Origin of the sequence: Marinomonas flavescens (genome assembly GCF_004352835.1) — a bacterium.
Lineage (GTDB): Bacteria > Pseudomonadota > Gammaproteobacteria > Pseudomonadales > Marinomonadaceae > Marinomonas > Marinomonas flavescens.
Map to the genome: position 1 here is coordinate 82,271 of NZ_SJSB01000013.1, position 26,838 is coordinate 109,108.

General features: G+C 43.2%; 29 protein-coding genes and 1 rRNA gene. 10 read left to right on the top strand and 20 right to left on the bottom strand.

The window, feature by feature from the left end; translation table 11 throughout:
- The 12 genes from E0D70_RS13410 to iscR form a co-directional block, all read right to left on the bottom strand.
- The gene (locus E0D70_RS13410) at positions 1–729 is read right to left on the bottom strand and encodes a tetratricopeptide repeat protein (protein ID WP_133012791.1); all 729 of its coding nucleotides are present in this window, start codon (positions 727–729) and stop codon (positions 1–3) included.
- 42 nt (positions 730–771) lie between these two features.
- Complete coding sequence (gene rlmN / locus E0D70_RS13415) at positions 772–1,890, bottom strand: dual-specificity RNA methyltransferase RlmN (protein ID WP_133012792.1); 1,119 nt, start codon at positions 1,888–1,890, stop codon at positions 772–774.
- A 144-nt stretch (positions 1,891–2,034) separates the two neighbouring features.
- The gene (gene ndk / locus E0D70_RS13420) at positions 2,035–2,442 is read right to left on the bottom strand and encodes a nucleoside-diphosphate kinase (protein WP_133012793.1); all 408 of its coding nucleotides are present in this window, start codon (positions 2,440–2,442) and stop codon (positions 2,035–2,037) included.
- Between the two features lie 162 nt (positions 2,443–2,604).
- A complete protein-coding gene (locus E0D70_RS13425) occupies positions 2,605–3,750 on the bottom strand; it encodes an IscS subfamily cysteine desulfurase (protein WP_133012794.1) in 1,146 nt (381 codons plus the stop codon).
- A 35-nt stretch (positions 3,751–3,785) separates the two neighbouring features.
- Positions 3,786–4,211, bottom strand: coding sequence for a SufE family protein (locus tag E0D70_RS13430; protein ID WP_133012795.1), 426 nt, complete (start codon positions 4,209–4,211; stop codon positions 3,786–3,788).
- A gap of 138 nt (positions 4,212–4,349) precedes the next feature.
- Entirely contained in the window at positions 4,350–4,880 is a 531-nt protein-coding gene (gene sufT / locus E0D70_RS13435) for a putative Fe-S cluster assembly protein SufT (protein ID WP_133012796.1), read from the bottom strand.
- Positions 4,881–4,883: 3 nt separating this feature from the next.
- Positions 4,884–5,234: a HesB/IscA family protein gene (locus tag E0D70_RS13440; protein WP_133012797.1), complete on the bottom strand. Its 351-nt coding sequence runs from the start codon at positions 5,232–5,234 to the stop codon at positions 4,884–4,886.
- 9 nt (positions 5,235–5,243) lie between these two features.
- The gene (locus tag E0D70_RS13445; protein WP_133012798.1) at positions 5,244–6,461 is read right to left on the bottom strand and encodes an aminotransferase class V-fold PLP-dependent enzyme; all 1,218 of its coding nucleotides are present in this window, start codon (positions 6,459–6,461) and stop codon (positions 5,244–5,246) included.
- Positions 6,462–6,472: 11 nt separating this feature from the next.
- Positions 6,473–7,732: a Fe-S cluster assembly protein SufD gene (gene sufD, locus E0D70_RS13450; RefSeq protein ID WP_133012799.1), complete on the bottom strand. Its 1,260-nt coding sequence runs from the start codon at positions 7,730–7,732 to the stop codon at positions 6,473–6,475.
- A gap of 3 nt (positions 7,733–7,735) precedes the next feature.
- Complete coding sequence (gene sufC, locus E0D70_RS13455) at positions 7,736–8,521, bottom strand: Fe-S cluster assembly ATPase SufC (protein ID WP_133012800.1); 786 nt, start codon at positions 8,519–8,521, stop codon at positions 7,736–7,738.
- Between the two features lie 13 nt (positions 8,522–8,534).
- Complete coding sequence (gene sufB / locus E0D70_RS13460; protein WP_133012801.1) at positions 8,535–9,971, bottom strand: Fe-S cluster assembly protein SufB; 1,437 nt, start codon at positions 9,969–9,971, stop codon at positions 8,535–8,537.
- 64 nt (positions 9,972–10,035) lie between these two features.
- Entirely contained in the window at positions 10,036–10,527 is a 492-nt protein-coding gene (gene iscR, locus E0D70_RS13465; RefSeq protein ID WP_133012802.1) for a Fe-S cluster assembly transcriptional regulator IscR, read from the bottom strand.
- 317 nt (positions 10,528–10,844) lie between these two features.
- Here iscR and E0D70_RS13470 point away from each other — a divergent pair, with 317 nt between their 5' ends.
- Both E0D70_RS13470 and E0D70_RS13475 read left to right on the top strand, forming a co-directional pair.
- Complete coding sequence (locus E0D70_RS13470) at positions 10,845–11,366, top strand: hypothetical protein (RefSeq protein WP_133012803.1); 522 nt, start codon at positions 10,845–10,847, stop codon at positions 11,364–11,366.
- 65 nt (positions 11,367–11,431) lie between these two features.
- A complete protein-coding gene (locus tag E0D70_RS13475) occupies positions 11,432–12,766 on the top strand; it encodes a DUF2254 domain-containing protein (RefSeq protein ID WP_165942908.1) in 1,335 nt (444 codons plus the stop codon).
- A 49-nt stretch (positions 12,767–12,815) separates the two neighbouring features.
- Here the strand turns inward: E0D70_RS13475 and E0D70_RS13480 are convergent, their stop codons facing one another.
- Complete coding sequence (locus E0D70_RS13480; RefSeq protein WP_133012805.1) at positions 12,816–14,837, bottom strand: NADPH-dependent 2,4-dienoyl-CoA reductase; 2,022 nt, start codon at positions 14,835–14,837, stop codon at positions 12,816–12,818.
- A gap of 121 nt (positions 14,838–14,958) precedes the next feature.
- Between E0D70_RS13480 and E0D70_RS13485 the strand changes: the two genes are divergently transcribed.
- The gene (locus tag E0D70_RS13485; protein WP_133012806.1) at positions 14,959–15,570 is read left to right on the top strand and encodes a TetR/AcrR family transcriptional regulator; all 612 of its coding nucleotides are present in this window, start codon (positions 14,959–14,961) and stop codon (positions 15,568–15,570) included.
- Here E0D70_RS13485 and E0D70_RS13490 read toward each other — a convergent pair.
- Positions 15,552–16,448, bottom strand: a complete 897-nt coding sequence (locus E0D70_RS13490; RefSeq protein ID WP_133012807.1) for a DMT family transporter — start codon at positions 16,446–16,448, stop codon at positions 15,552–15,554. The genes E0D70_RS13485 and E0D70_RS13490 overlap by 19 nt on opposite strands.
- 109 nt (positions 16,449–16,557) lie before the next feature.
- Here E0D70_RS13490 and E0D70_RS13495 point away from each other — a divergent pair, with 109 nt between their 5' ends.
- Positions 16,558–17,496 carry a LysR family transcriptional regulator gene (locus E0D70_RS13495; RefSeq protein ID WP_133012808.1) on the top strand — a complete coding sequence of 313 codons (939 nt, stop codon included), beginning with the start codon at positions 16,558–16,560 and terminating at the stop codon, positions 17,494–17,496.
- Between the two features lie 320 nt (positions 17,497–17,816).
- Positions 17,817–19,094, top strand: a complete 1,278-nt coding sequence (paeA, locus tag E0D70_RS13500; protein WP_133012809.1) for a polyamine export protein PaeA — start codon at positions 17,817–17,819, stop codon at positions 19,092–19,094.
- A 332-nt stretch (positions 19,095–19,426) separates the two neighbouring features.
- On the opposite strand, the gene E0D70_RS13505 is transcribed toward paeA, so the two are convergent.
- Positions 19,427–20,464, bottom strand: coding sequence for a glycosyltransferase family 9 protein (locus E0D70_RS13505; RefSeq protein ID WP_207923267.1), 1,038 nt, complete (start codon positions 20,462–20,464; stop codon positions 19,427–19,429).
- Between the two features lie 161 nt (positions 20,465–20,625).
- Between E0D70_RS13505 and E0D70_RS17725 the strand changes: the two genes are divergently transcribed.
- From E0D70_RS17725 to E0D70_RS13515, 3 genes are all read left to right on the top strand, one after another.
- A complete protein-coding gene (locus E0D70_RS17725; RefSeq protein WP_207923268.1) occupies positions 20,626–20,787 on the top strand; it encodes a glycosyltransferase family 25 protein in 162 nt (53 codons plus the stop codon).
- 7 nt (positions 20,788–20,794) lie between these two features.
- On the top strand, positions 20,795–20,917 hold the full coding sequence (locus E0D70_RS17795; RefSeq protein ID WP_207923269.1) for a glycosyltransferase family 25 protein: 123 nt from the start codon (positions 20,795–20,797) through the stop codon (positions 20,915–20,917).
- 328 nt (positions 20,918–21,245) lie between these two features.
- Positions 21,246–21,653 (top strand): acyltransferase, encoded by a 408-nt coding sequence (locus E0D70_RS13515; RefSeq protein ID WP_207923270.1) that lies wholly within the window; start codon positions 21,246–21,248, stop codon positions 21,651–21,653.
- Positions 21,654–22,124: 471 nt separating this feature from the next.
- On the opposite strand, the gene E0D70_RS17800 is transcribed toward E0D70_RS13515, so the two are convergent.
- On the bottom strand, positions 22,125–22,427 hold the full coding sequence (locus E0D70_RS17800; RefSeq protein ID WP_420813335.1) for a transposase: 303 nt from the start codon (positions 22,425–22,427) through the stop codon (positions 22,125–22,127).
- A 77-nt stretch (positions 22,428–22,504) separates the two neighbouring features.
- Positions 22,505–22,720, bottom strand: a complete 216-nt coding sequence (locus E0D70_RS17805; RefSeq protein ID WP_420813336.1) for a hypothetical protein — start codon at positions 22,718–22,720, stop codon at positions 22,505–22,507.
- Between the two features lie 502 nt (positions 22,721–23,222).
- Here E0D70_RS17805 and E0D70_RS13525 point away from each other — a divergent pair.
- Positions 23,223–24,218 carry a dihydroxyacetone kinase subunit DhaK gene (locus tag E0D70_RS13525; RefSeq protein WP_133012811.1) on the top strand — a complete coding sequence of 332 codons (996 nt, stop codon included), beginning with the start codon at positions 23,223–23,225 and terminating at the stop codon, positions 24,216–24,218.
- Position 24,219: 1 nt separating this feature from the next.
- Positions 24,220–24,828, top strand: coding sequence for a dihydroxyacetone kinase subunit L (locus tag E0D70_RS13530; RefSeq protein ID WP_133012812.1), 609 nt, complete (start codon positions 24,220–24,222; stop codon positions 24,826–24,828).
- A 552-nt stretch (positions 24,829–25,380) separates the two neighbouring features.
- Here the strand turns inward: E0D70_RS13530 and E0D70_RS17505 are convergent.
- From E0D70_RS17505 to rrf, 3 genes are all read right to left on the bottom strand, one after another.
- The gene (locus E0D70_RS17505) at positions 25,381–25,524 is read right to left on the bottom strand and encodes a hypothetical protein (protein WP_165942906.1); all 144 of its coding nucleotides are present in this window, start codon (positions 25,522–25,524) and stop codon (positions 25,381–25,383) included.
- Between the two features lie 224 nt (positions 25,525–25,748).
- Entirely contained in the window at positions 25,749–25,904 is a 156-nt protein-coding gene (locus tag E0D70_RS17585) for a hypothetical protein (RefSeq protein WP_207923271.1), read from the bottom strand.
- A gap of 826 nt (positions 25,905–26,730) precedes the next feature.
- A 5S ribosomal RNA gene (gene rrf, locus E0D70_RS13540) occupies positions 26,731–26,838 on the bottom strand; the annotation flags it as partial.

A 26,838-nucleotide genomic window follows, 5' to 3' on the forward strand; every position in this document is an offset into this window, starting at 1 on the left:
TCAATACCTTGAGCTATCCAGACATATTGAAGTGCTCGCGGATGAATATATTGTAAGGTCAGTCTCGCGTGCGATAACCTGCCGCGACAGACAGTTATATTCATCAAAATACGACATATTTTGCGTATTTTTAGTTTCAGCCTGGATATTATTTAAAATGAGGCGAGCCCTACTAAGGTTACCCTGTATTAAAACAAGATTAAGCTCTGTCATCAAACCAATAAGAGGTAAATCAGCAATTTCTTTTGCTCGATTTAGATCCTTTGAAGCGTTTTTTACGTCATCTTGACGCATCCTACATCGAGATAGATTAATCCATACTGATTGCCTTGCTGAGAGACCCTCCATCGAAGCCTTCTGAAAAACGTCACACGCCTCAACCCACTGTTTTCTTTGCCCTAAAAGAACCCCTAAATTGTTCAGTAGAAAATCATCTTTAGGGTATCGCTTTAAAGCTTGAAGGTGGATCTCTAGCGCTTCATCCTCATTTTCAACACTCAACCAGTACAAGCTAAGCAATCGCCAATACTCTCGATTGCGATCTTTATCTTCAATCTGATCTAGCTGAGACTTTGTTAAGTTTAACTGGCCAAGTAGAAGATGAGTTTGTGCGAGAGATAATCTTTTTTGATTTGAGTAATGTCGAGTGTTCTGGCTGACAGGCTGGTAAGCACAAGCAGACATTAGCAATGAGGCGATAAATATCGCTATAACGCTGTATTTTTTCATAAAGACATCCTTGTCTTTGAGTAAATAAATATCCGTACTAATTTATTCGCTTTTTACTTCATGTAATTCAATGTATTTTTGACTGCGACGAGTTTTATCCTGAAAATCCCCTACTAACTGTCCACATGCGGCATCAATATCATCACCACGGGTAGTACGCACAGTGACAGTATAGCCGGCATCCGCCAAAATTTTCTGAAAACGGCGAGTACGGTTGTTAGATGGCTTTTCATAGCCTGAATTAGGAAAAGGATTGAATGGAATCAAATTGATTTTACATTCTAACACCTGAAGCAATTTAGCAAGTTCATGAGCCTGCTGTTCATTGTCGTTCACACCAGACATCAATGTGTACTCAATGGTGATATGACGCTTGTCAGGCAAGTTCGCCAAATAAAACTGACATGCTTCAATCAATTCTGCAATTGGGTATTTTTTGTTGATTGGCACAAGCTGACTGCGTAGCTCATCATTTGGCGCATGCAAAGAAATCGCCAATGAAACATCAGTACGCTTCACTAATTCATAAATTTTCGGCACTACACCAGACGTACTTAGGGTAACGCGACGCTTAGATAAACCGTATGCATGATCGTGCATCATTAAAATCATCGCATCAACAACTGGCTCGAAGTTCATCAGCGGCTCGCCCATGCCCATCATAACAACATTGGTCACACGACGCGGACCGTTAGGGTCCATAGGTCCAAAGGATTTTATCGCAATCCATACCTGCCCAATAATCTCAGCCGGCGTTAAGTTACGGTTAAAACCCTGTTTACCAGTAGAGCAAAAACTACAATCCAAAGAACAACCAACCTGAGAAGACACACACAAGGTCGCGCGATCACCGTCAGGAATTAAGACAGTCTCGACACAATCATTCTTGCCACCTTCCGTTCGAATGATCCACTTTCGCGTTCCATCTGATGATATATTTTGAGAAACCACTTCAGGCGCACGAATTTCGCATGTTTTTTCCAGTTTCGCGCGCAACACCTTACTGACATCCGTCATTTCTTCGAAACTTTCAGCGCCCTTTTGATGAATCCATTTAATCACTTGCGTGGCGCGGAATTTTTTCTCACCGATGGATTCAAAGTACTCAATCAGTTTTTCAGGAGATAAACCCAATAAGTTTATTTTTTTGATGTCAGTCATAATAAAAATCGCTTGCTGTGTGTAGCATTAAGTGTAAACGAAAAAAGCCTCTGAAAAGAAAAGTCTTTTCAGAAGCCTCTGTAAAAAAGCGGACTAGCGCCCGCTTTTACAAATCAGTTCGGACATAAAGGTCCTAGCTGTCAATTACTTACCGAAAAAGTAAGCAATTTCACGAGTTGCAGATTCAACAGAATCAGAACCGTGTACAGCGTTAGCATCGATAGATGTTGCGTAATCTGCACGCAAAGTACCAGCAGCGGCTTCTTTAGGGTTAGTAGCACCCATTAGTTCACGGTGACGAAGAACAGCGCCTTCACCTTCAAGAACAGAAACAACAACAGGACCAGACGTCATGAAGCCAACCAAGTCTTTGTAGAAAGGACGCTCTTTGTGCTCAGCGTAAAAACCGCCAGCCAATTCGTCGTCTAGTTGAACCATTTTAGCTTCAACAATTTTAAGACCAGCACGCTCAAAACGAGTGTAGATTTCGCCAATTACATTTTTTGCAACAGCATCTGGTTTGATGATAGAAAGAGTACGTTCCAACGCCATGATATAACTCCAAATTAAATTTAAAAGGGTGATGTTTTACATGACCCAAGACATAAAAGTTCAGCGCGTGGATTATACGCACCTCTTGATTAAAATTGTATGCCGAATCGCGTTTTCTTTTGCTATATCGTGTTTAAAAGACGCTTTTCGACTTATTCCGCTTTATCTCAGCTTGCTAACCGCATTTTTTATCGTGGTTGCCGCAAAGTCTACATCTTCCTCAGTGGTAAAACGCCCAACTGATAAACGCAATGAGCTGTGAGCTAAGGCATCAGGCAAACCAATGGCGCGCAACACATAAGAAGGCTCCAAGCTTGCAGAAGTACAAGCAGAACCAGACGACACGGCAATGTCCGTTAATGACATTAATAAAATCTCGCCATCTACATCCGTAAAACCTACATTCAGAACGCCAGCAACTCGTGCCTTTGCATCGCCGTTTAAATGCACACCAGACAAGGAATTTAAGTCATTCCATAAGCGATCACGCAAGGCTTCAATACGAGCGCAGTCCTGCGTCATCTCTTCGCCTGCCAAACGAAAGGCTTCTCCCATACCAACGATCTGATGTGTCGCCAAGGTACCGGAGCGCATGCCACGCTCATGACCGCCACCATGAATCTGTGCTTCCAGCTTCACTTTTGGTGTACGACGAACAAACAAGGCACCGATGCCTTTTGGGCCATAGGTTTTATGGGCAGTCAGTGACATCAAATCAACTTTCATAGCATTCACGTCAATCGCTACTTTGCCCGTGGTTTGAGCAGCATCTACATGCAGAAATACGCCATTCGCCCGTGTCAGCTCGCCGATTGCCCCGATGTCAGTTAACACACCCAGTTCATTATTGCCGTGCATCAAAGAAACCAAAATAGTGTCTTCACGAAGCGCCTCTTGAACCTGAGCCACTGAGATAACACCATGGCTGTCTGGCTTCAGATACGTCACCTCAAAACCTTCTTTCTCAAGCTGCTTACAAGGGTCCAATACGGCTTTGTGCTCTATCATCGAGGTGATGATATGACGGCCTTTTTGACGATAAGCGTGAGCCACCCCTTTAAGCGCCAAGTTATTGGCTTCTGTTGCGCCTGAGGTCCAGACAATTTCGCGCGACTCTGCATTAATCAAAGCAGCGACTTGCATTCTCGCCTCTTCCACCGCTTCTTCTGCACGCCAGCCGAATAAGTGTGAACGCGAGGCTGGATTACCAAAATTGCCATCCGGCGTTAGGCAAGCCATCATTTTTTCAGCCACTCTAGGGTCAACGGGCGTGGTTGCAGAATAATCTAAATAAACGGGGGTATTCATAACTTTCTCCGAGAAAACAACACAACTTAGAACGATTAAGCCGCAGATTTAGCAATATTTTGAATGCGACCAACGATAGACCGTAAGCCATTGCCTCGCGTTGGACTTAAATGGCGTTCAAGGTCCAAAGATTCAAAATAACCGGTCACGTCAAACGCTAAAATTTCTTCCGGTGTTTTATGATTCAGTGCTGCGAGCACCAACCCCAGTAAACCTCGAACAATAATCGCATCACTGTCTACCGCAAATGTCAGCACTTCACCTTTGGCACTGTCTTGCTCGCTGCCTGGCTGAATCCAAACACTACTTTGACAACCTTTAACCAAACGCTCTGGCGTACGCCAAGCCTCATCAAATACAGGTAACGACTTACCTAAATCAATGATGTACTTGTATTTATCTTCCCAATCGTCGAAAAACAACAGATCGTCTACAATCTCTTCTATGCTCGGTAAGGACATGACTCCCCTCTTTTACTTAAGCGCTATAAAATAATAAATGGCGTTTTATTGAGAAAACGCCCATAAAAACAAAACGGCACTTAGCAAGTGCCAAGGCCGTTTTTTATTGTATTCAATGTCATTAAATGGCCAAAGGCGTTAGAAGAAAAGACCCGCTTCTAATTGCGCTTCTTCGCTCATCATTTCGCGAGACCAAGGTGGATCAAACACCAATTCTACGGCAACTGATTCGACATTAGGCACCTTGGCGACACGATATTTTACATCACCAACCAATACTGGCCCCATGCCACAACCCGGTGCGGTCAAGGTCATATCAATTTGCACCGTTTTCGTTGCCTGATTTAACGCCACTTTATAAACCAAACCAAGCGACACCAAACTGATCGGAATCTCTGGGTCGTAGATGGTATTCAGTGCTTGCCAAACCTGCTCTTCGTTAATCTCATCAGAGCCTAGATTTTCAAAATCAAGCACTTCTGGTTGCTGGCCAATCGCTTGAGCATCGGTGCCGTCAATGCGCAGCATATTGCCTTGCCACGTAACGGTATAATTACCGCCCAAGCTTTGATTGATCGTAATAAACTGACCCTCTGGAATACTGGTTGGCTCACCACTTGGCACTCTTCGCGCTGGACAAGCGCGCTGTGTTACTACCATTTTTTGCATTAATCAACTCACACTAAAGCTTTCGCCACAGCCACATTCCGCTACAACGTTAGGATTATTAAACTTAACCACTTCGTTAACGCCTTCGCGAACCAGGTCAATTTCGGTTCCTTTAAGCATTTGTGCAGAGGCAAAATCCACCGCAAAGGTCACATCGCCAAATGATAGCACTGTGTCTTGCTCTGAGGCGCCATCAACAATGTCCAACACATAAGAAAAGCCAGTACAGCCGCTTTCTTTAGTGCTTAGGCGAATCAATTTATTCGGTTGTTTTGCCAATTTAGAAGCAAAGTATTTCTGTGCGGAAGCGGTTAACGACACGCTAGAGACAGGATCAAATGTTGTTGCTGTCATCAAATTCTCCTAAGCCAACATGGTGCGCACTTTTTTCAGCGCAACAAATAAGGCATCAACTTCTTCTAAAGTATTATAAACCGAGAAAGACGCTCGCGCTGTGCCCGGCACATTAAAGCGTGCCATTAACGGCTGAGCGCAGTGATCGCCCGTTCTGACAGCGATCCCTTGTCGGTCCAGCAGAAAACCGATGTCCGCTGGGTGCCCATGATCTAGCACAAAGCTCAACACGCCGATTTTCTCTTTCGCCTGACCAATAATGGTCAAGCCTTCAAATTCTTCTGCCAGCTTGGTGGCATGATCAAGCAAGGCTTTTTCATGAGCTGCTACCGCGTCTTGATCAAGAGCGCTAAACCAGCGAATCGCCTCACCCATCGCAATCGCATCACCCACGTTTGGTGTGCCAGCTTCAAAACGGTAAGGCAAGACATTCCAAGTAGCATCTTGCAAGGTCACCGTAGAAATCATTTCACCACCGGTGCGCCACACGGGCCAATTAGCCAATACCGATTCTTTACCCCACAGCGCACCAACACCCATCGGGCCATAAACCTTATGCCCAGAAAAGGCATAAAAATCACAGCCAATGTCTTGCACATCAACACGACCGTGAGCCGCGCCTTGAGCGCCGTCCACCAGCACCCAAGCATCAAACTGTTTCGCTTTCGCGGTCATTTCTTTGATTGGATTCACGGTACCCAGCGCATTAGAGACATGCGGGAAAGCAACGAACTTAGTGCGCTCATTAAGCAGAGCATCATAAGCGTCCTGATCTAACTCACCAGAATCCAACACAGGCACTGTTTTTAATGTGGCGCCGGACGCCTTACACGCTTGCTGCCAGGTCACCAAATTGGCATGGTGGTCCATGCCGGTGGCGATAACTTCATCGCCTGGAGATAATAACTGCCCCAAGCCATTGGCCACAATATTAATGCCTTCTGTGGTGCCAGATGTCCAAATAACTTCTTCGCGTTTCGGCGCATTAATGAAGTCTTTGACAATATCACGAGCCGCTTCGAAATGACGCGTCGCTTCATCCGCAAGACGATGGGCCCCACGATGCACATTGGAATTACAGGTCGTATAGTAATTAACCAAAGCATCAATCACACATTGCGGCTTCTGGGTCGTGGCCGCATTGTCGAGATAAACAAGAGGGTTACCATCAATTTCACGTTTTAAAATCGGAAACTGTTCACGGATAGCTGCTACATCAAGACTCATTCGTTTCTCGCTTACTTCACTTCCATTTGCGCAAAACGTTCACGAATAATAGGACGAACCCATTCCGCTAACGCCGCATTTGGCATTAAATCAATCAACTCGTTAATAAAACCAAAGTTGAGCATCACTTGTGCTTTTGAACGACTTACACCACGCGTTTGCAAGTAATACAGCGCTTGCTTGTCAATCTCAGCCACAGTCGCACCATGGGCACAACGCACATCATCTGCGTAGATTTCTAGCTCAGGCTTAGTGTTAATTTCCGCCTTGTCTGACATCAACAAGTTACGGTTATTTAACGACGCTAAGGTTTTCTGCGCATCACGGTGGATATGGATTCGACCGTTAAACACAGCTCGCGCACGATCGGCAACGATACAACGCACGTTTTCTTCTGTGGTGCCGTTTGGCATAGCGTGCTCAACCGTCGCATGAAGGTCAAACAGCTCTTTGCCATCAAGCAGGTAAATCGCGTTCAATTTTGCGTCTGCAAACTCACCCGCATGGATAATATCCGTGTCTAAACGAGATAAGTCGCTACCAAAACCAACAATGCTGCTGTGCATTTTTGATTTATCGTGCAAATTAAAGTGACTACCACCAATGGACACATTGGTGCCGGTTTGCAGCGCAAAACGGTAATGATCCAAGTGCGCATCAGCTGCAATGTCGTATTCAACAAACGCCGTACTTAAAGTATCGCCTTGTGCTTGAATGTCTTCTATCACAGTCAAACGAGCGCCCTTAGCAAGCGTCACTTGAACGCGAGTATGAGACTCAGCACCTTGGCTCAATAAAGAGCTAATGCGAATAGGTTGAGTAATTTCAACACCTTCCGCAACCGACACTAGTATCACGTCTTCGGCTAGCGCATCGTTCACCAAACCAAACAAATGACGTTCAGGCTTAATAGTCGAGAATGCATTCAGAGCAACCGTTTGTTGAGCCGAATCCACATCTTGACCTAAAGAAACAAGCAAGCCTGTTGGTAACTCTTTAGCTGATTGAGTTGCATCAAATCGGCCATTTACAAACACCAATTCAATCGCTTCTAGACCAGTGATACTCTCTGGAGACAAATTAGCATCACCAGACACAACACCTGCTTTAGTTCGTTCAACAGGACGCAGCGGCGTATAACGCCACGCTTCTGTCTTACGTGTTGGCCATTTCGTTTGCGTTAATAATTCAATAGCATGTGCACGTTTAGGGGCAAGCCAATCATTAAGATTTTGCGCTCGAGTAATGGCGCTTTCTAACCATTCACTCATGCATTACCCCTCTAGTTCGTCTTCGGCGGGTGCATTCTGCAACCAAGCGTAACCTTGAGCTTCTAACTCAAGTGCCAAGGAAGCGTCGCCACTTTTAACAATTTTGCCACCAGACAATACGTGTACAAAATCCGGCTTAATGTAATCCAAAAGGCGCTGGTAATGCGTCACAACAATAAAGCTGCGATCAGCGGAACGCTGGCTATTAACGCCCTCAGCAACCACTTGTAAAGCATCAATATCCAAACCAGAATCTGTTTCATCTAGGATGCACAGTTTTGGTTTAAGCAGTAACATCTGCATTAATTCGTTACGTTTTTTCTCGCCACCAGAGAAGCCTTCATTGACCCCTCGTTTCAAGAAAGACACAGGCAAATCAACTTGCTTACAAGCGATTTTCGCTTCTTTCAAGAACTCAGCAGAAGTAATGGCTTCTTCACCACGCGCTTCACGCTGCGCATCAACAGACGCTTTAAGGAACTCAAGGTTACTAACACCTGGAATTTCTACCGGATACTGGAACGCTAAGAAAAGGCCCGCGCGAGCGCGATCTTCCGTTTCCATGTCTAATAAATCTTGGCCGCCAAGTGTTACGCTGCCACTATCAACCGTATAACCTTCACGACCTGATAACACATAACCCATGGTACTTTTACCGGCACCATTTGGGCCCATGATCGCATGTACTTCGCCTGGTTTAATGTCTAGATTAAGCCCTTTGATAATTTGCTTATCTTCAACGCTGGCGTACAAGTCTTTGATCGTCAACAAACTGTTCGTGTTCGACATCTTCAATAATTCCTTAACCTACAGAGCCTTCGAGGCTTATTTCTAGTAACTTGCCCGCTTCAACGGCAAATTCCATTGGTAATTCTTTGAATACTTCCTTACAGAAGCCATTCACTATCATGGAGACCGCTTTTTCTGGGTCTAAGCCACGCTGGCGACATAAGAACATCTGCTCATCGCTGACTTTCGAGGTCGTCGCTTCATGCTCAATGATGGCTGATGGATTACGGCTTTCAATGTAAGGGAAAGTATGAGCACCACAGAGATCACCGATCAACAAGGAGTCACATTGGGTAAAGTTACGCGCCCCTTTGGCACCTGGGTTCATTCGAACAAGGCCACGGTAGCTGTTGTTACTTTTGCCCGCTGAAATCCCTTTAGAGATAATCGTCGAGCGAGTGTTTTTACCAAGGTGAATCATCTTGGTACCGGTATCCGCCTGCTGGCGTCCTCGGGTCAAGGCAACGGAGTAGAACTCGCCTACACTGTTATCGCCTTTCAAGATACAGCTTGGGTATTTCCAAGTAACAGAAGAGCCTGTTTCGACTTGTGTCCAAGAGATTTTTGCATTGGTATGGCAAATGCCTCGCTTGGTTACAAAGTTAAAAATACCGCCTTTACCGTCTTCATCACCTGGGTACCAGTTCTGTACAGTCGAGTATTTGATTTCAGCGTCGTCTAACGCAACCAACTCAACGACCGCGGCGTGCAATTGATTTTCATCACGCTGTGGTGCGGTACAACCTTCCAAATAGCTCACATGACTGCCTTCGTCGGCGATAATCAAGGTGCGCTCAAATTGGCCAGTGTTTTGTTCATTGATGCGGAAATACGTCGACAACTCCATTGGGCAGCGAGTGCCTTTAGGGATGTAGACAAAAGAACCATCAGTAAAGACCGCGCAGTTTAATGCGGCGTAGTAGTTGTCTTTTTTCGGCACCACACTACCAATATATTTTTTCACTAGGTCTGGGTGTTTTTTAATGGCTTCTGAAATCGGGCAGAAAATAACGCCTGCTTCTTCTAGCTTATCGCGAAAGGTGGTTACCACTGACACTGAGTCAAAGACCGCATCGACAGCAATACCTGCTAGCATTTGCTGCTCAATAAGAGGGATGCCCAATTTCTCGTAGGTACGCAGTAATTCAGGGTCAACCTCGTCCAATGACTGTGGTTTGTCCTTCATACTTTTTGGTGCGGAATAGTAGGAGATAGCTTGGAAGTCGATTTTAGGATAATCCACATGAGCCCACTCAGGCTCTTCCATTTCTAACCATTCACGAAATGCACTCAGGCGCCACTCAAGCATCCATTCAGGTTCGTTCTTCATGCCTGAAATACGGCGAATGACATCTTCATCCAGTCCTGGCAAAAACGTTTCTGATTCCACATCAGACACAAACCCGGCTTCATATTCTCGCGCCAGCGCTTTATCTATCTGCTCAGTCATATTAAAACTCACTTTTTATCGGAACAGGTGTGCCGGTATAAACACACCAATTTTGTACGTCGATCTAGCCAACAATAGCTGCGCTGATTTTGTCTTCATTCGAACGCGCCATCTGGCGGCCCTCTGAATTCTGCCGTTCAGCAACCTGTCGAACGTCATTTCGTCGCACTAATTGTTCTAAACTAATTTGATTTAAGAAATCATGTATTTGGTCGCTTAAATCACACCATAAATGATGTGTAAGGCAAGTATTGCCACCTTGGCAATCGCTTTTCCCTTTGCAACCAGTAGCGTCCACAGATTCATTAACCGCATCTACAATCTGCGCTACAAAGATCTCATCGCGGGATCGACTTAAACGATATCCCCCACCAGGACCGCGCACGCTAGTCACTAATGACTGTTTGCGCAATTTTGCAAAAAGTTGCTCTAAGTAAGATAAAGAGATTGCTTGTCGATTAGAGATATCGGATAACGACACAGGGCCGTGATCTGAATGTAACGCCAAATCAAGCATGGCGGTTACGGCATAACGACCTTTTGTTGTCAGGCGCATAAGCTATCCAATTAAGAGTATTTATTCAGAACAAATAATACACAAAACCTACTGTTTTGATCAAGTATTTACCTGAGTATTTTAGTAGGTTATTAGCTCTCTCTATTTTGTATGCGGTCATTTTACGTGGAGTAAGGCAAAAACTAAACCATTGAGGCGAACAATGACTTGAATTGTCAACATTTCAATAACTGACGAAATGATCTTGCATAAAACGAGTAGACCATGACGAAAGTTGACGCCACTTAAATCTCAGTGCAAGGTGCTAATAAAGTGATATATAGTATCCAAATACAAAGGCAAGAAGCGGGAAACATATGGCAACTAAAAATGATACGTCAAAGGCGACACCTGAATCAGTAGTAGCGCCTTCTCCATCCAAAAAAAACTGGAAAATAGTTATCGCTTTTTTGTTGTGTTTTATCATCAGTGTCGCTGCCTCAATTGGTGGCACTTACTTCATCATGCCAAAAGAAATCAAACCAATTGTAACTAACGAGGATGATGGACAAGCCAAACAACTCACCGCTATGAAAGAGGCTATTGCAGCTCAAGACAAAACCATCAAAGAAATACAAACAGAGAACAACACATTAAAACTATACCTAAGGCATAGCAGTTCTACGGCGCTAAAAAATATTTTAATAGACCAAGAAAACAATATTCAAGCCTACCTCAAAGTCATGAAAGCAGCGATGGAAGACCTAACAAAGTTAACCTCAGGCACTCGTGACTGGAACAGTAAATACCAGTATCAGTTGGATTTAGCGCTCAAAGGCAGCCTAGAAAGAGAAGACTTGTTGAAGCTATTAAAAACCGGCGAGCCTAACGATAAGTAGTCACACTAAACATACAGTGACAGAAAAATTGGCTCACATCTAAAATACTATTAAGGGTGTATTCTTTGCTGTTGTCGATTATTAAAAATACTCAGCTGCTGAAAATCTATGACACTATCAAAACCAGTTTTTGGTTTACCCCTTGTTTGATTTTAGTGTGCACGCTATGCGCCTGCACTCTGTTTCTGTGCATTGATTTATACAGCGGCTTTTATCGCATTGGCTGGCTGCACTTTCTATACCACTCAGATGCGGACATTATTCGCACCCTACTCACTACCATCGCTGGTAGCGTAATGACAGTGGTCAGCATTACCTTCTCCATTACCATTGTAGCCCTTACTAACGCCTCATCTCAGTTCGGCCCAAGACTCATCCGAAACTTCATGGAAGACGTCAGTACTCAAATCGTGTTGGGCGTATTTATCTCATTATTTGTTTATTGTCTGATTTTGACGCGAATGACGGACCACTTCGCCAATCAATCTTTTTTACCCGGCTTAACCATCGCTGGCGCCGCACTCATGACGCTGTTCGGTATTCTTTTACTCATCTATTTTATTCATCACGTAGCACAGAGCCTTCAATCGGATCACATTATCGACAATGTTTACTCCGAGTTGCAGAGCAGCATCCGTAAAATTTTTGATCAACAAAAAGCAAAGGAAAGTTGCGAATCACAAGACATCAACGAACCGACAGCAGGCACGCTACCTGTGTCATTAAAAAGCCCATATTGTGGATACATACAAGCGATAAATTATGACCAATTAACCGAATGGATGAGCAAATTAGATGGCCACATTGAGGTGATCGTTGCTCCTGGGGATTTTGTGGTAAGCCGTAAAACCACCATGCTATGCAATGTCAAAACACTCTCAACGACCGACGAAACAAACCTACACAACTGCTTCACGCTCGGCTCTAAACGAACCCCTATACAAGACCCCGAATTTGCCGTCGATCAATTGGTCGAAATCGCCCTAAGAGCACTCTCTCCTGGCATCAATGACCCTTATTCCGCCATTGCCTGTGTCGATAAACTCACCGCGATGATTTGCGATCTGACACAAGAAACCTTCCCGAAAGGTATCGTTTTTGATAATCAAGGAAACCAACGCTTAAACTATAAGGTGACCTCCTTTGAAGGGCTGGCGAATACCGCGTATGACCAAATACGCCAATATTCTCAAAACTGCTTAGCGGTGAGTTTACGCCAATTAGAAGGATTAGTTTGTATCGCAGAACAAGCTAATGAGGCGTCTCACTGGACCTTTGTCCGTCATCAAAAACACATGATCGAACATGGGTTAAAACAGCAAAGCCTCATCGACTTGGATAGGGAAAAAATCAACAGCCGCCTAAAGCCCTTAAATACGTTGCTTAACCGCGGCGATTGATGTTGATTTCATGCCTTCATTATCAGACGCTTTCAGATCCGCGTTATGATTATAAAGAACACGCCAACAAGGTGCCTTGTTTGATCGCACGTTTAGCATCTAACTCAGAGGCAACGTCCGCGCCACCGACAAGGTGAATCGGTCGATTCAACTCATTCGCTAAAGCTTGATTGGGCAATTGACCCGCACAAATCACCACATTATCAACCGCCAAACACTGCGCCTCACCCGCCACTAACAAATGCAATCCTTCGTCATCGATTTTTTGATACTCACAACTAGGGATCATGGTGACGCCTTTTTTCAATAACTCTGCGCGATGAATCCAGCCGGTGGTTTTGCCTAGCTTGGCGCCTACTTTGGATTTTTTGCGTTGCAGCAAAAACACGTCTCGGACCGCGGGCGAGAATTGAGGTTTTACACCCTCGACGCCACCGCGCGCGCTGAATGTCATGTCAACACCCCATTGTTTCATGAACGCCGGAATGGTTAATTGTGGTTTGGCCTCTTCGTGGATCAAATACTCACTAATATCAAAGCCGATACCACCAGCGCCAATCACCGCCACACGCTTACCAACAGGTTGCCCCTTCATCACATCCAAATAGCTCAATACTTTAGGATGATCTATCCCTTCAATCTCTAGATCTCGTGGCAAAATGCCCGTCGCCAAGACCACCTCATCAACGTCATACTGACTGAGTACGGCGCTATCCACTCGGGTGTTTAAATGAACATTTACCCCTGTGAGCTCTAACTGGCGCTGGTAATAACGCAAGGTTTCATAGAACTCGCCTTTCCCAGGAATACGCTTGGCAATGTTAAACTGCCCACCAATCTCATTGGCCGCATCAAACAAGGTTACCTTGTGCCCGCGCTTCGCGGCCGTCGTCGCAAACGCTAACCCTGCTGGGCCGGCGCCAACCACGGCGATGTGTTTTTTTACCTCTGTTGGTGTGATCACTAATTCGGTCTCATGACAGGCTCTTGGGTTCACCAAACAAGACGTCAACTTATTCGCGAACACATGATCAAGACACGCTTGATTACAACCGATACAGGTGTTGATCTCATCCGCTCGATGTTGCTCTGCTTTTTCAACGAATTCAGGGTCTGCAAGAAAAGGTCGCGCCATAGAAATTAGATCCGCATCGCCACGGGCTAAGACTTCCTCTGCTACATCCGGCATATTGATTCGATTTGAGGTAATAAGAGGCACGTTGAGCGACGCTTTTAACTTAGCAGTCACCCAAGTAAACGCCGCTCTAGGCACCTTAGTGGCAATGGTCGGGATTCTTGCTTCATGCCAACCAATGCCCGTATTAATAATCGAAGCACCAGCCTGTTCAATCGCCAAACCAAGTTGAATAATCTCCTCAAGGTTGCTGCCTTGATCAACTAAATCGAGCATCGACAATCGGTAAATGACAATAAACTCATCACCAACGGCTTGGCGAATTCGACGTACAATTTCCACTGGAAGACGAATCCTGTGCTCGTACTCGCCACCCCAATCATCGTCTCTATGGTTGGTTCTTGAGACAATAAACTGATTAAGTAAATACCCCTCAGAACCCATTACTTCAACGCCGTCATAACCCGCTTTTTGAGCAAGTACGGCCGCATTTACAAAATCGTCAATCTGCTTGTGAATCTCTTCGTCGCTCAACGCATGCGGTGGAAATGGATTAATTGGCGCTTGCAGTGCAGAAGGCGCAACCAGTTTAGGATTGTAGGCATAGCGACCTGTGTGCAAGATCTGCATGCAGATTTTACCGCCTTCATCATGCACGGCTTGAGTAATCACCCGATGGTTTTCTGCATCTTGTTCTGATGCCATCAAGGCGGCACTAGCATGAACAGCCCCTTCTGAATTAGGCCCAATCCCCCCAGTCACAATCAGTGCGACTCCGCCTTTTGCCCGCTCAGCGTAAAACGCCGCCATGCGATCAAAACCGCCTTTCATTTCCTCCAACCCAAGGTGCATTGACCCCATGATGATGCGATTTTTTAACTGTGTGAACCCCAGATCTAAAGGGGTAAAGAGATGCGGATACTGTGAATGACTCATATAGGCTGCCCAGCTTTTATATTGTTATTGTTCATTTGGAAATGGTGTAAAACCAAATCTAGACAACGTCAAGATAGATTTTTATTTTGACACTGTCAAGATTAGACGCTTTAATCTCAGCATGACAAATCAGAAGAAAACCTATCATCACGGCGACCTCATCAGCTCTCTCATTAAAGCCGCTTCCGAGATCCTTCAAGAAGAAGGCGTCGAGGGGTTATCAATGCGCAAATTAGCGGACAAAGTTGGCGTATCAAGAACCGCGCCCTATCACCATTTTAAAGATAAAAATGAACTATTATGCGCCATTGCAGCGGCAGGTTTTAAAGCCCAAGAAGCCAGACTACAGACACTACTGTCCAGCCATGAAGAGTCCGAAAAACGCTTTCATCAGTACGTGTACCAGTACATTGAATTTGCCGACACCCAACGTGAAGTATATGACCTTATGTATGGACGTTTAATCTGGAAAACAGGAACACCAACAAGCGCGTTAAAAGACGCATCGAAGCAGACCTTTAAACGCTGGTTAGACTGGGTGGAGCAGCTTCAAGAAGATAAGGTATTACCCGACAACAATTCCGCTTTACGAGTCGGGCAAGCCAGCTGGGCTAGCTTGCACGGATTAAGTCGATTATTGATTGATGGTATTTACTTAGATAGAAATGACATTCAAGCCATGACAGAGCAAATGATCCAAACGCTCATCCGGACTCAGCCCGCATCTAACTGAGCACGAACCACAGACAAACGCTCTTCTGCCTTCCGTTTTCGCATGTCTCTATGGCTCAAGAAAACCAATGGAATAATAATAAACAAAGCGCCAATCACTAGAAACGCATCAATAGACTCACCAAACACCAGCCAGCCGAGTATCGCAGCAAACACTAAGCCTGAATATTCAGCGCTGCTCACCTGGCTTGACGCCACATAACGATAGCCTTTCAGACACGCCAAGCTGTATAGAAGAGAACACAGTGCCGAACCAATCGCATAACTAACACCATCGAAGTTTAACGGCTCCGCCTCCCACAACATCAAGCCAACTGAAAGTGGCAAAGCGCACAAATGCATAACAAATAAACCAAAGAACAAATTTTGCTCTTTTGGCAACTTACGAATCAGCAAACTGTTCGTCGCTAATACCACCGCAAACAAAACAGCACTAATCATTCCCCAGCTAATTTCCGTTGGCCGCAATATAATCAGCACGCCCATAAAGCCAGACAGCGCAGCACACACAATACTTAAGGTAATTTTCTCTTTAAAAAACAGCCCAGCAAATAAAATGATTAAGATTGGCGCAATGTAAAAGACAGCATTCGCCGTCGCTAGTGGCAATTCAGACAACGAAATTATCAATAAGATACTCGCTAAAACCCACAAATTCCCTCTGATAAAATGCAACTTAAAACCGGCAAAATAATCAGATGAAGCGTGTTTTACGGCCAGCGGAACCAGCACGATACAAATCATCAGCAGTCGCATGAAAGTAAATTGAAATATCGGCACATTGCTTCCTGCAAGCTTGATAAATACATCACAAAAGGTCGCAAATAAATTCCCTAATACCAAAATGAGAATAGCACTTCCAATAGTACGTCCTGACATAACCACTCACCGTATAAACAAAATTACTGATGGCGGCAGTGTAGTCTTGATACTCACATCAATAAAATGATATATCCTAACTAACTATTAGTTTTTTGGATAATGAAAAATGCTTCCTCCATTAAAAGCTTTGCCTGTTTTTGAAGCGGTTGCCCGACTCAACAGCTTCTCGCGCGCGGCGACAGAACTGAACGTCAGCCAAAGTGCGATATCCCATCAAATTAGAGTACTTGAAGATTACCTTGGCGAAAGTTTGTTTCAGCGACAAGGTCGCTATTTGGCGCTGACACAAGAAGGCAAAAATTATCTCGATGTTGTCAGCAGCTCGCTGTCTCACATCGCCCGCGCCAGCAACCAGATACGAGGTGAAGAAGACACCAAGATACGAATCGCCGTCTACAGCTCTTTTGCTGTTTGCTGGCTAATGCCGCGCTTGTCAGATCTACAGCACAAACACCCTAACTTAGACATCACCATTACCATGACACACGGCTCACCTGAGCTGTCCGACAAAACGGCCGACTGCTTCATCACCACAGATACTGAAAAAAGAGGCTTTGAATATCAGCTGTTATATAAAGAAACGTTATTTCCTGTGTGCAGCCATGCTTTTTATGAACAGATAAAAAACACTCTCAACGTCACATCAGATGAACTTAGCAAACGACTTAAGGACGAGCCAGAATTATTAGAAAACTTCCCCCTCATTACCTCTAACGGTATTTATAACGAATACACCGAAGATTGGCGAAGCTGGTTTTTAGAGCGTGGCATTCCACTCCCTAACAACATTAAGTTTCATAAATTCAGTCATTTACTATTAGCTTATGAAGCCGCCAAATACTCCCTCGGTATCGCTTTAGTAAATGACTACATGTTTAGCGACAAAGACATTCATTCCGCCTTAGTGCGGCTGCCAAGTCATCGCATCCACACCAATGACCACTTCTTCTTTTCATACAAAACATCCAGAAGAAATGAAACCGCAATCAAAGCACTCAAACAATGGATTCTCAACGAAGCGAGCTCGCTAAACACACTCGCCTAAACAGCTAACCCTCTGCCGTGAGAAAGCAAAACTTACGCTAAAAAAAGAGCTAGAAAAAGAGCTAGAAAAAGAGCTAGAAAAAGAGCTAGAAAAAGAGCTAGAAAAAGAGCTAGAAAACAAATCTAAAAACCTAGAAAGCCTCTGTTTATAGGGTTTTCTCTATGCCTGTCTTAAATATCTTTTTAGTACTTGCTCAGCGTGAATTTACTTCTATAATGCGCGTGTTTTCTATTTAGAAAATGTCGTCAATGGATATTCTCACAGCGCTGTTCCACTGTGCCAAAACACGGCTTCAGATGTTCTTCATACATGAGGTGGTTATGAGCGATTTGTTGGGAATTGGCCTGTTGATTATGATCAGCGCCTTATTTGCTATGGCAGAAATTGGCGTGGCAGCCGCTAGAAAAATTAAGCTGCGAATGATGGCAGAAGACGGCAATAATAAAGCAGATGCGGTGTTGTCATTACAGCAAAACCCCGGTGCTTTTTTTGCGATGATACAAATTGCACTGAATGGCATATCAATAATGGGCGGCATTATCGGTGAGCAAGCACTCACTCCATACATGAAGCAGTTGATCAGTCTAGTGTATCAAGGGCACTTATTAGAGCAGATCAGTTTCACGCTGTCCTTCTTGTGCTTAACTTCCTTATTTATCTTGTTTGCTGACTTACTACCTAAGCGCTTAGCCATCATCATGCCAGAAACCGTTGCTATTAAACTGGTCACGCCGATGCGCTGGATCACGCTCACCCTGACTCCTCTGGTGTTTTTATTTAATGGCTTGACCAATGCCATGCTCCGCCTTCTAAATCTTCCAACGAAACGCGAAGAGTTAGTCACAACAGAGGACATCGTCGCCATGATGGACGCTGGAGCAGAAGACGGCAGCTTACAAAAGCAAGAATATCAACTCATTGGTAACGTATTCGAATTAGATAGCCTGACTATTGGCAGCGCTATGACGCCTCGTGAGCAAATTATTTATTTTGACGCGCAAGAAAGCAGCCGAGACATCAGTCAAAAAATCATCGAACACCCGCATAATGACTTTTTAGTCTGCGACGGCAACTTAGATAAAATTTTAGGCGTGATTGAATCGAAAGAAATACTGCGGATGGTGCTTAAAGGCGAACCTGCAAGCATATCGCCCACATCAATTGATAAAGACATTTTCTACTTACCGGAAACATTAACTCTTTCCGAAGCATTGAATGCCTTTAAAGTCGCCCCTCAACCCTTCGCGGTGATCGTAAACGAATACGGCACAGTCGTAGGCTTAGTAACAGTGAAAGACTTACTCAGCAGCTTCATGAGCGACCTAATCACTCCACAAGCTGAAGAGCAAATAGTCAAACGTGACAGCAACTCTTGGCTCATTGAAGGACTCACACCTGTTAGCGACGTCATGCGCAGTCTAGAGATCGAAACTTTCCCAGACCGCAATCAATACGAAACGATCGCAGGATTTGTAATTCACCAGTTAAAGCGTGTTCCCAAACGAACCGATGCATTCGTCTACCAAGGCTTCAAGTTTGAGGTATTAGATCTAGACGGCATTCGAGTTGAGCAACTCCTAGTAACCAAAGTCTCATAAAGGCTGGTCTAGTATCGCACTTTAAAGTACCGAAAGGCTCTCCTTAAAGACAATGGCGATTTTCAAGACTAAACCGAAAAAGTATTAAGCAACTGTTTTTACCTGGTTTTATACATGCCTGTCTTGGATAGGGTTGGCATGTATGTGGCTTTGAACTACCAAATGGGGGTATGGCATTTTATATTTCATGTGATCGTTTAACTGAGTTGAATATTGGCGCTGAGGAAACGGTGCGTCTTGCGTTAGCCGCAGATGTTCAGAACCCTCCTAATAAAGTAAGGAGATGCGCCATATCCTGTTAGTTTTAAATCGGAATATGACGTTCATTGGATCTATAGTGCCGTTTTGATAGCTAAGACAATATCTTCCGTTGAAGGTGTTTTTGCATCAGGGCGCATAACAATATGATGGTCTTCATAACGGGGAGTATAACGAAAAGGTACAGTAGAGAAGAAAATCCCCACTGTCGGTGTATGAGTCGATATACCTATATTACGTACTCCGGTATCTGGAGCAACAAGCAATGATGACCTTGCAACTAAAGAAACGAGTTCATCTAAGGGTAGGCAAGGCTGAATGGTGAAGTTAGCGGACGTCTGAGATAGGTCTTTTAAATAATCACCTTTTTCAAAATCATTTTTACCTTCTAAATAAATATGTTTTATATTAGGTAGCTGCGTAATACTTTGCTCAAGTAAGTCTCGCATTTTTTCTTTCGATAATACTTTTATTACTTGAGACGCTCCGTTGAAATAGAGAATGAAAGGCTCTTCTTTTTCGCATAATAGCTTATTGTCTGGATAAGCAAAGTCTAAGCGACGAGGTGGATTGTGCCCTAAAATCCTTAGCATATCTAACATCGTTTCTACTTCGGCTTGAAAGTCTGATCGATAAACACACAAATTATATAAAGTCCCACGTAGAAATGACTTATATGGGAAGCCGACTTTTATTTTTGCTTTAGTGAGAAATGTCATCCAGCAAGATCGATTTGTGCTAGCAAGGTCAAAAATAATATCTTGTTCACCTAAATCTTTGATGTTGGCAAATTTATTTTTGAAATTACTAGATTCTTTTAATTCTTTGCCTGGCATGATGTGTACATAATCTACCAAATCCTTTGGTAAGGCATATTGGTAGTTAGATATACCTACTAGGGTTATTTTTGCATTTGGAAAAAAACGTCTGGCTTCTACAAGAAAAGGTCGTGAAATAACTTGGTCACCAAGAGCTGCATGACGAATCACTGCGATTTTTTTGACCGTTTTGGGATCGAAATCTGATGTTAAATATTCACGTGTTTTTTTTGTAACGTATGCTCCTCGTTGGAACCAAAGGTTTTTCATACTTTTAAGCCATGGGTGCTTCATGTTGTTTCCTAATATAGAAATCTTGTTTGTAAATCAAAGTTTTATAAGAATTCAATTAAAGCATAGTATAATTGTAAGGTAAATTAAGCACACGCTACGGAATCCCCCTAAACAGCCTTATACCCGTGAAAAAAATTAAAGATAAGGACGACCAATTAAACATGAATTTTTTTGTCATTAGTTTAAAAAGAAGTACTGATAGAAGAATTTCTATAGAAAAAGCATTGGATGAACAAGGCTTGGAATTTTATTTTTTTGATGCTGCTGATGGTCGTGATGAACCACCTCATGAGCTTTTTCGGAATTATAATTATTCTGACTAGTGGAAGCATGCCCTCAAAAGGAGAGCTGGAGTGCTATGCCGGTCATTACTTGTTATGGAAGAAATGTATCGATATTAATGAGCCTATATTACTGACCATGCTCTTAATTCTGTGGCTGCAAAGAAATTGATTAAACATTCTGCTTCATGGTGTATAGCTGTCGGTAACTATACCGACTCAATATAGCAGCACCAAATGGCAAGTTGCATATTTAAGCCAAGTATTGTAAAGGATTATCAAGAGTCCCTACAACTATTAAGCTTGAAGTGAAAAAAATAATAAGAAATATAACTAGATTAGGTCCCAACGTATCGTATTTAAAGGGTAAACCATCATAAATACTTTCTCTTTTATTTATTAGAAATCGCCTTAGAATAGAAGGTCATCACAACATAAGCATAGACCGAAAGGCGAGAGTTAGAGGTTGTAGTATCAACATTAAAGGTAAAAATAATGTTTTGAGAATCGCTAAAAATGCTAATTTAAGAAACGTTTGCATTGAAATTATTGGAGAAGCGTGTGTGATAGGTGAGAATAGTTATCTATCTGCGCGAGAGAAAAACATTCACCTCAGTATTGGATCAAATTGTATGTTTTCTCGTAACGTTAAAGTTATGACCAGTGATGGTCATGACATACTCAAAAACGGGCTTCGAATTAATCCTGCTAAAAATATCACTATTGGTGATCACGTCTGGCTTGCGGACAACGTCACAATATTAAAAGGTGTCCATATCGAAAATGATTGCATAGTAGGTATAAACTCAACTCTTACGAAAAATATTGAAAATAACTCAGTTGCTGCAGGTGTTCCTGCAAAAGTATTAATTGAAGAGGTTAATTGGCAAAATGAGTTAACGTACTAAACATAAAGCTTTAGGTCTTTTGTAATTTTTTAAAGACTCCTCTAAATGCCTTCTTTCTAAAGATATGAAGTTGATGCTGCTAAAAAGAATTTCACGCCTGAATGGCATGAAATTCTTTGGTAGTGAATTTATTCTTAGTTAAGGAAACTGCGATCAAGAAGTCGCACCTTGATCAGAGTTTCTAATACCGTTAAAGAGCAAAAAATATCACCCATTTCAGTACTTTTAGCCCCTAAACAAGCTTATTCAGCCTTGTTCAGGTGGGGGGGCGGGGTAACCCCTTACGGCTCGTATCATCAGGTCAGTTCTAAACAAATTGGCTAAGGCAAACAGCATCACCAGTTTGTTATCGTTTTTCCTAAGCCGCGATAGATGACTTTTCTAAAGCCAAACTGGCGCTTTATAATCCGAAACGGAGGCTCTACTTTTGATCGAATACTGGCTTTTATGTATTCCGTTCGGATAGGTTGCTTATTTATTCTCGAGTGTTTTTTGAGAAGACGCACCTTGCTTGGCGCTTTCTTTTTTATAAGTAGCAGCAATCAACCAATCCGCCTCGATATCTTTCAGTTCCTCTCGTTTTTTGCGCGCCTCGATAACCTGAATCCGCCGAGAGAAAGCTTTCCTCACATGAATCAGATTTTCTGCCTCTGTGATGTAATGTACGTTGGCGGCCGTTGTGCTTAAGCTGTGTGTCAGGCCAATTCTCGCGTCTACGCTAATATGAGTTTTTAACCCAAAGAACCACTCCTTACCTTTTTGTGTCTGATGCATCTCGGGGTCTCATGCTTTCGCCTTATTCTTCGTTGGGCCCGCCGCTTCAATAGTGGTGGCATCCATAGCAGGGTTGCTCATGTTGTACCAATGCTACATACAGTTAATGCGAAACATCGTAGACAGCGGGTACGGTCTTCTTCCTTTCCAGCTTTTGGATAGAAGTGTTCTATCACCGCTTCAAGCTGATTCCACGGAATAAGTACGTCCATTCGAGTCAAAAAAATCTCTTTACGTGTTTTACGACGTTTGTTGTTGAATTCGCTGTCGGCAAAAGTGAGTTGATGTGACATATCAGGCCCGTAGATTAAAGGTGAATTGTCAAATGAGGTAGACTTGTTCGCATCTTCCCCAAGATAAGCACTTCTTAAAGATAATAAAAACATAGTGCTAAGCACTCCATTTAATCTTAAATGCTAACCATAAAGAGTTAGCAACAACAGAATTCTATTAGCTCACTGTTTGCCATTCAGTTGACTTGCATACGCTTTACGCTACTTAGTACAAATTGGCGTAAGGTCGCTATATTGATCAACGGTATATTCTATTGCTTCAATATACATATGATATTTAATTAAATGCTCGGAAATGATGAGTTTTATGTTGTCCAATATCGACTAACTTACTCGGTAAGAAACATAGAAATATTTAGTAAAAATATAGTATTACAACATAGATTTTAGACATCTATAGGAAAATTAGACTTAGCGTGTCCATATGTTTCAGTTCATGATTTGATCATTTTCTGTGATGCGAAAACTATTTTCTGAATAGAGTAAAAGAGGGCAATACATAGTGAAAAAACTAATAAATAATCCAGATAAATATGTAGATGAAGTGCTTGAAGGAATGGCCCTAACATACCCCGATATTTATGCTATCGGTGGGGCTACAGGCCGTATGCTTCATAGAGTAACACCAGCTCAAGACAAAGTTGGTGTTGTATCTGGAGGTGGATTTGGTCATATTCCAGTTTTTGCTGGTTATATTGGAGAAGGCTTTCTAGATGCATGCGCTGTAGGTGATGTGTTTGCATCCCCTGACATGAACCCAATGCTAGAGTCTATCAAATTCGCTGATAAAGGTAAGGGCGTTTTATGTATCGTGGCTAACTATGGCGGCGATAGAATGAACTTCGATATGGCTTGTGAAATGGCCGAAATGGATGATATTGAAGCGATTAAAGTCATTGTTGCTGATGATGTTGCCAGTGCGAGTAAAGAAGAAGCGAAAAAGCGTCGTGGTGTTGCAGGATTCGTTTATGTGTCAAAAATAGCGGGAGCCGCTGCTGCTAAAGGCTATACTTTGTCGCAAGTAGCTGATGTCGCTCAGAAAGCTTCTGATAATTGCAGATCTATTGGCGTTGCTTTGTCTTCATGCACAGTACCACAAGCTGGAAAACCTACATTTGTTATTGCCGAAGATGAAATAGAAATCGGTATGGGTATTCACGGTGAACCTGGTGTCGGCCGTAGCAAAATTGGTACAGTTGATGAAACAGTTGATAAAATGCTATCGCATTTATTAGCAGACAGACCAGCTCAGGCTGGCGACCGTATGGCGATTCTTGTGAATGGCTTAGGTGGCACTCCCATTGAAGAGCTGTATCTTATTTTACGTCGTGCGAAAGCACAGTTAGAAGACGTTGGTGTAAAGCTTGAACACATACGTGTAGGTAACTATGCCACTTCAATGGAAATGGCTGGTGCATCAATTACATTAATGCAGCTTGATGATGAGCTGGAAACACTTTTGACTGCAGACGCTGTCTGTCCTTTCTGGGAGAACTAGAATGTCCTTTACAACAAAATCTATCCAAAACACTATTTCTGAAATTCAACAAGTAGTTGATCCTATTGGTGCTGAACTGAATGAGCTTGATGGTCGCCTTGGTGATGGCGATCTAGGTGTTACAATGATCAATGGCTTCAATAATATGAAAAGTATTATTGATGACATGCCAGAAGACCTTGGCCAAGCATTATTTTCAGCTGCAAAAGCAATGACAGCCGTTTCTGGCTCGAGCTTTGGAACACTTATGGCTACCGCTCTAATGGCAGCAGGGAAAGCAACAAAAGGACGTGAGGCTGCAGAATGGTCTGAAGTACCTGAACTATTACAATTAGCTCAAGATGCTATGATTTCTCGTGGTGGTGCAAGCCTTGGCGATAAAACCCTACTTGATTCATTAGATGCAGTCATTAAAGCAACAACTGGAATTAATGACCCTGAAGAAATGCAAAAAGCTGCTTCAAATGCAGCAAAAGAAGCATTAGCTGAGTTTATTAACAAACCAAACAAGATTGGCCGTGCTCGTGTTTATGCGGAAAAATCGATCGGTCTTGAAGATCCAGGTATGGTCGCTATTTGCCGACTAGTTGATGCGATACCTGCTAAATAATAGACTAATTAAGCAGGGTGCGTACAAGCTTTCGCTACCCTGCTTAATACATAAACGAAAGACTGAATTTCATCTCGTAAACCACTCTATTGTTAGTTAAATTCCCCCTATCTCTGTTAACTCATTAGCTCTAAACTAGAAATAATGTGAGTAAATCACGCTCGTGTGATAATTCATTTTTAACCTTCAAACCTCACCATACTACATAAACTCATCTTTCCGACAGCCAATCAAAGAACCTCATATCAAGACAGGCATTTTAAAAAGCCAGTAAAAAAACAATGTATTGGGATCTATCGAAAATATTTTTACTCATAAATAAAAATACACAAGATAATAGAAATCAATCGATATCAAATTATTTACTATGTGCAATAAAAAGAGTATTTGATCTTTTTTAGCCGTAAAAGCCCCTCAACAACAATATTGATATTCGGTGATTAAACGAATATTGGATACAGACGAGTCGTGAATACTTTTCCTATTGCACTGCCGGGCGTGCAATTCACAGTAATGATCAATCGATAACTCTTGCCCGACGATACTTCCCGCTCAAACCTCAAATTCAGTAGCAATATACAGCCAATTTTCAGATGAGATATTAAGTCTCTGCAAGATAGGAAGTAACGACGCATCAACAGAGCGTTTTTTATCTTCTGTCACCATTTGGCGTATCTTTTCGCGGGTTACTGACAAAAGGGCTCCCTACAAAAGGATACAGCGTTTTGGCTTGATACTTTCCTTTAACGGCGACTACTCGCTTCTTAATGCTAGTAATATCTGAGTATTCAGGAGTATCGCTGATGCCTGATCTTACGGGATTTAAATCGACAAGCTATAAGTGCGGCCTCATCGAGCAAAGCCTGAGACTTGAAACGCCCTTCCCAGAAATGACTAGAGCATGCATCTTCTAGATTAGCTCATCGGGCAATCGGCTCGTTGAGTTCTGTCATGAACCAGCTTAAGTCTGTTAAGCGTTCTCGATAGGTTTCTCCCGTGACTTCTACTAAAGCAATCACATAGACTGAAAGCGTACCATCGGCCAGACTGAGCAGCCTATTCCAGCGTTCCAGCACCTCGCTTTGCAGCAACTAATAGATTGTACGTTCTATGAGAGCACTCCTAAGAATTTAACAGTTTAATAGTACGCATGCGCGCTTGCACTTTTCACGTTGCGCATTATTTCGACAAAAAATTTTCATCTGATTACTACTAATATAGTATTTACCCAGGTGAAAGAACAAAACGAGCCACTCTTCCAAAATAACCGTGCCATAATCTGCAGGATTAGACGACAAGGGCCAGAATCCTGTGCAGTAGATAATAGGTTCTTGTTTTACATTTGCGCTGACGCGCCGAATTTGCGAGACAGGCGCAAGTAAATGGAAGATAAGAAACGACTTTTGGTGCTAACGAGCTCAGCGGTTACGACGAGGGTCAGAGCCCTTAAACAGCAAGTAATGAGGTTGGTTAGATTCTGCGCGAACGTTTAAGGGGTCTGACCCTGTTCATCTGTTATAGGTATTTGATGTTAGAGGTTCTTGTTTTACATTTGAGCTGACGCGTCGAGGTACGAGACAGGCGCAAGCAAATGGAAGAAAAAGAAACGTCCGATACTCTACACAAGCACTGCTTTCAGAACGAAAAGACCCAAAAAACACCCCCTCCAGCTCCCCCTTGGCAAGGGGAGGACTAGATCGAGCCCTGTGTTTTTCCGACTTATTTCAGACAAAAAAAAGCCCTGACAGCGTTAGCTATCAGGGCTTTTTTAATTATAAGCTTGACGACGACCTACTCTCACATGCGTTCCTTCATAAGAGCCCCACATGGGTGTGAGGTTATTATGCACTGGAACGAAAAAACCCCACCCTGCGTAGCAGGATGGGGCTTTCTTAATTATAAGCTTGACGACGACCTACTCTCACATGGGATCCCCCACACTACCATCGGCGATGACGCTTTTCACTTCTGAGTTCGGGATGGGATCAGGTGGTTCAACGTCTCTATGAT

Excerpts from the sequence above, each read along its gene's own strand:
- E0D70_RS13485 (WP_133012806.1), top strand. The coding sequence starts at position 14,959 with ATGACAAATCAGAAGAAAACCTATCATCACGGCGACCTCATCAGCTCT.
- E0D70_RS13480 (WP_133012805.1), bottom strand. The coding sequence starts at position 14,837 with ATGAGTCATTCACAGTATCCGCATCTCTTTACCCCTTTAGATCTGGGG.
- E0D70_RS13530 (WP_133012812.1), top strand. The coding sequence starts at position 24,220 with ATGTCCTTTACAACAAAATCTATCCAAAACACTATTTCTGAAATTCAA.
- E0D70_RS13505 (WP_207923267.1), bottom strand. The coding sequence starts at position 20,464 with ATGAAGCACCCATGGCTTAAAAGTATGAAAAACCTTTGGTTCCAACGA.
- iscR (WP_133012802.1), bottom strand. The coding sequence starts at position 10,527 with ATGCGCCTGACAACAAAAGGTCGTTATGCCGTAACCGCCATGCTTGAT.
- E0D70_RS17805 (WP_420813336.1), bottom strand. The coding sequence starts at position 22,720 with ATGTCACATCAACTCACTTTTGCCGACAGCGAATTCAACAACAAACGT.
- sufD (WP_133012799.1), bottom strand. The coding sequence starts at position 7,732 with ATGAGTGAATGGTTAGAAAGCGCCATTACTCGAGCGCAAAATCTTAAT.
- rlmN (WP_133012792.1), bottom strand. The coding sequence starts at position 1,890 with ATGACTGACATCAAAAAAATAAACTTATTGGGTTTATCTCCTGAAAAA.
- sufC (WP_133012800.1), bottom strand. The coding sequence starts at position 8,521 with ATGTCGAACACGAACAGTTTGTTGACGATCAAAGACTTGTACGCCAGC.
- sufB (WP_133012801.1), bottom strand. The coding sequence starts at position 9,971 with ATGACTGAGCAGATAGATAAAGCGCTGGCGCGAGAATATGAAGCCGGG.
- E0D70_RS13410 (WP_133012791.1), bottom strand. The coding sequence starts at position 729 with ATGAAAAAATACAGCGTTATAGCGATATTTATCGCCTCATTGCTAATG.
- paeA (WP_133012809.1), top strand. The coding sequence starts at position 17,817 with ATGAGCGATTTGTTGGGAATTGGCCTGTTGATTATGATCAGCGCCTTA.
- E0D70_RS13440 (WP_133012797.1), bottom strand. The coding sequence starts at position 5,234 with ATGACAGCAACAACATTTGATCCTGTCTCTAGCGTGTCGTTAACCGCT.
- E0D70_RS13490 (WP_133012807.1), bottom strand. The coding sequence starts at position 16,448 with ATGTCAGGACGTACTATTGGAAGTGCTATTCTCATTTTGGTATTAGGG.
- E0D70_RS13425 (WP_133012794.1), bottom strand. The coding sequence starts at position 3,750 with ATGAATACCCCCGTTTATTTAGATTATTCTGCAACCACGCCCGTTGAC.
- sufT (WP_133012796.1), bottom strand. The coding sequence starts at position 4,880 with ATGCAAAAAATGGTAGTAACACAGCGCGCTTGTCCAGCGCGAAGAGTG.
- E0D70_RS13495 (WP_133012808.1), top strand. The coding sequence starts at position 16,558 with ATGCTTCCTCCATTAAAAGCTTTGCCTGTTTTTGAAGCGGTTGCCCGA.
- E0D70_RS13430 (WP_133012795.1), bottom strand. The coding sequence starts at position 4,211 with ATGTCCTTACCGAGCATAGAAGAGATTGTAGACGATCTGTTGTTTTTC.
- ndk (WP_133012793.1), bottom strand. The coding sequence starts at position 2,442 with ATGGCGTTGGAACGTACTCTTTCTATCATCAAACCAGATGCTGTTGCA.
- E0D70_RS13445 (WP_133012798.1), bottom strand. The coding sequence starts at position 6,461 with ATGAGTCTTGATGTAGCAGCTATCCGTGAACAGTTTCCGATTTTAAAA.
- E0D70_RS17800 (WP_420813335.1), bottom strand. The coding sequence starts at position 22,427 with ATGCATCAGACACAAAAAGGTAAGGAGTGGTTCTTTGGGTTAAAAACT.
- E0D70_RS17795 (WP_207923269.1), top strand. The coding sequence starts at position 20,795 with ATGCCCTCAAAAGGAGAGCTGGAGTGCTATGCCGGTCATTACTTGTTA.
- E0D70_RS13470 (WP_133012803.1), top strand. The coding sequence starts at position 10,845 with ATGGCAACTAAAAATGATACGTCAAAGGCGACACCTGAATCAGTAGTA.
- E0D70_RS17725 (WP_207923268.1), top strand. The coding sequence starts at position 20,626 with ATGAATTTTTTTGTCATTAGTTTAAAAAGAAGTACTGATAGAAGAATT.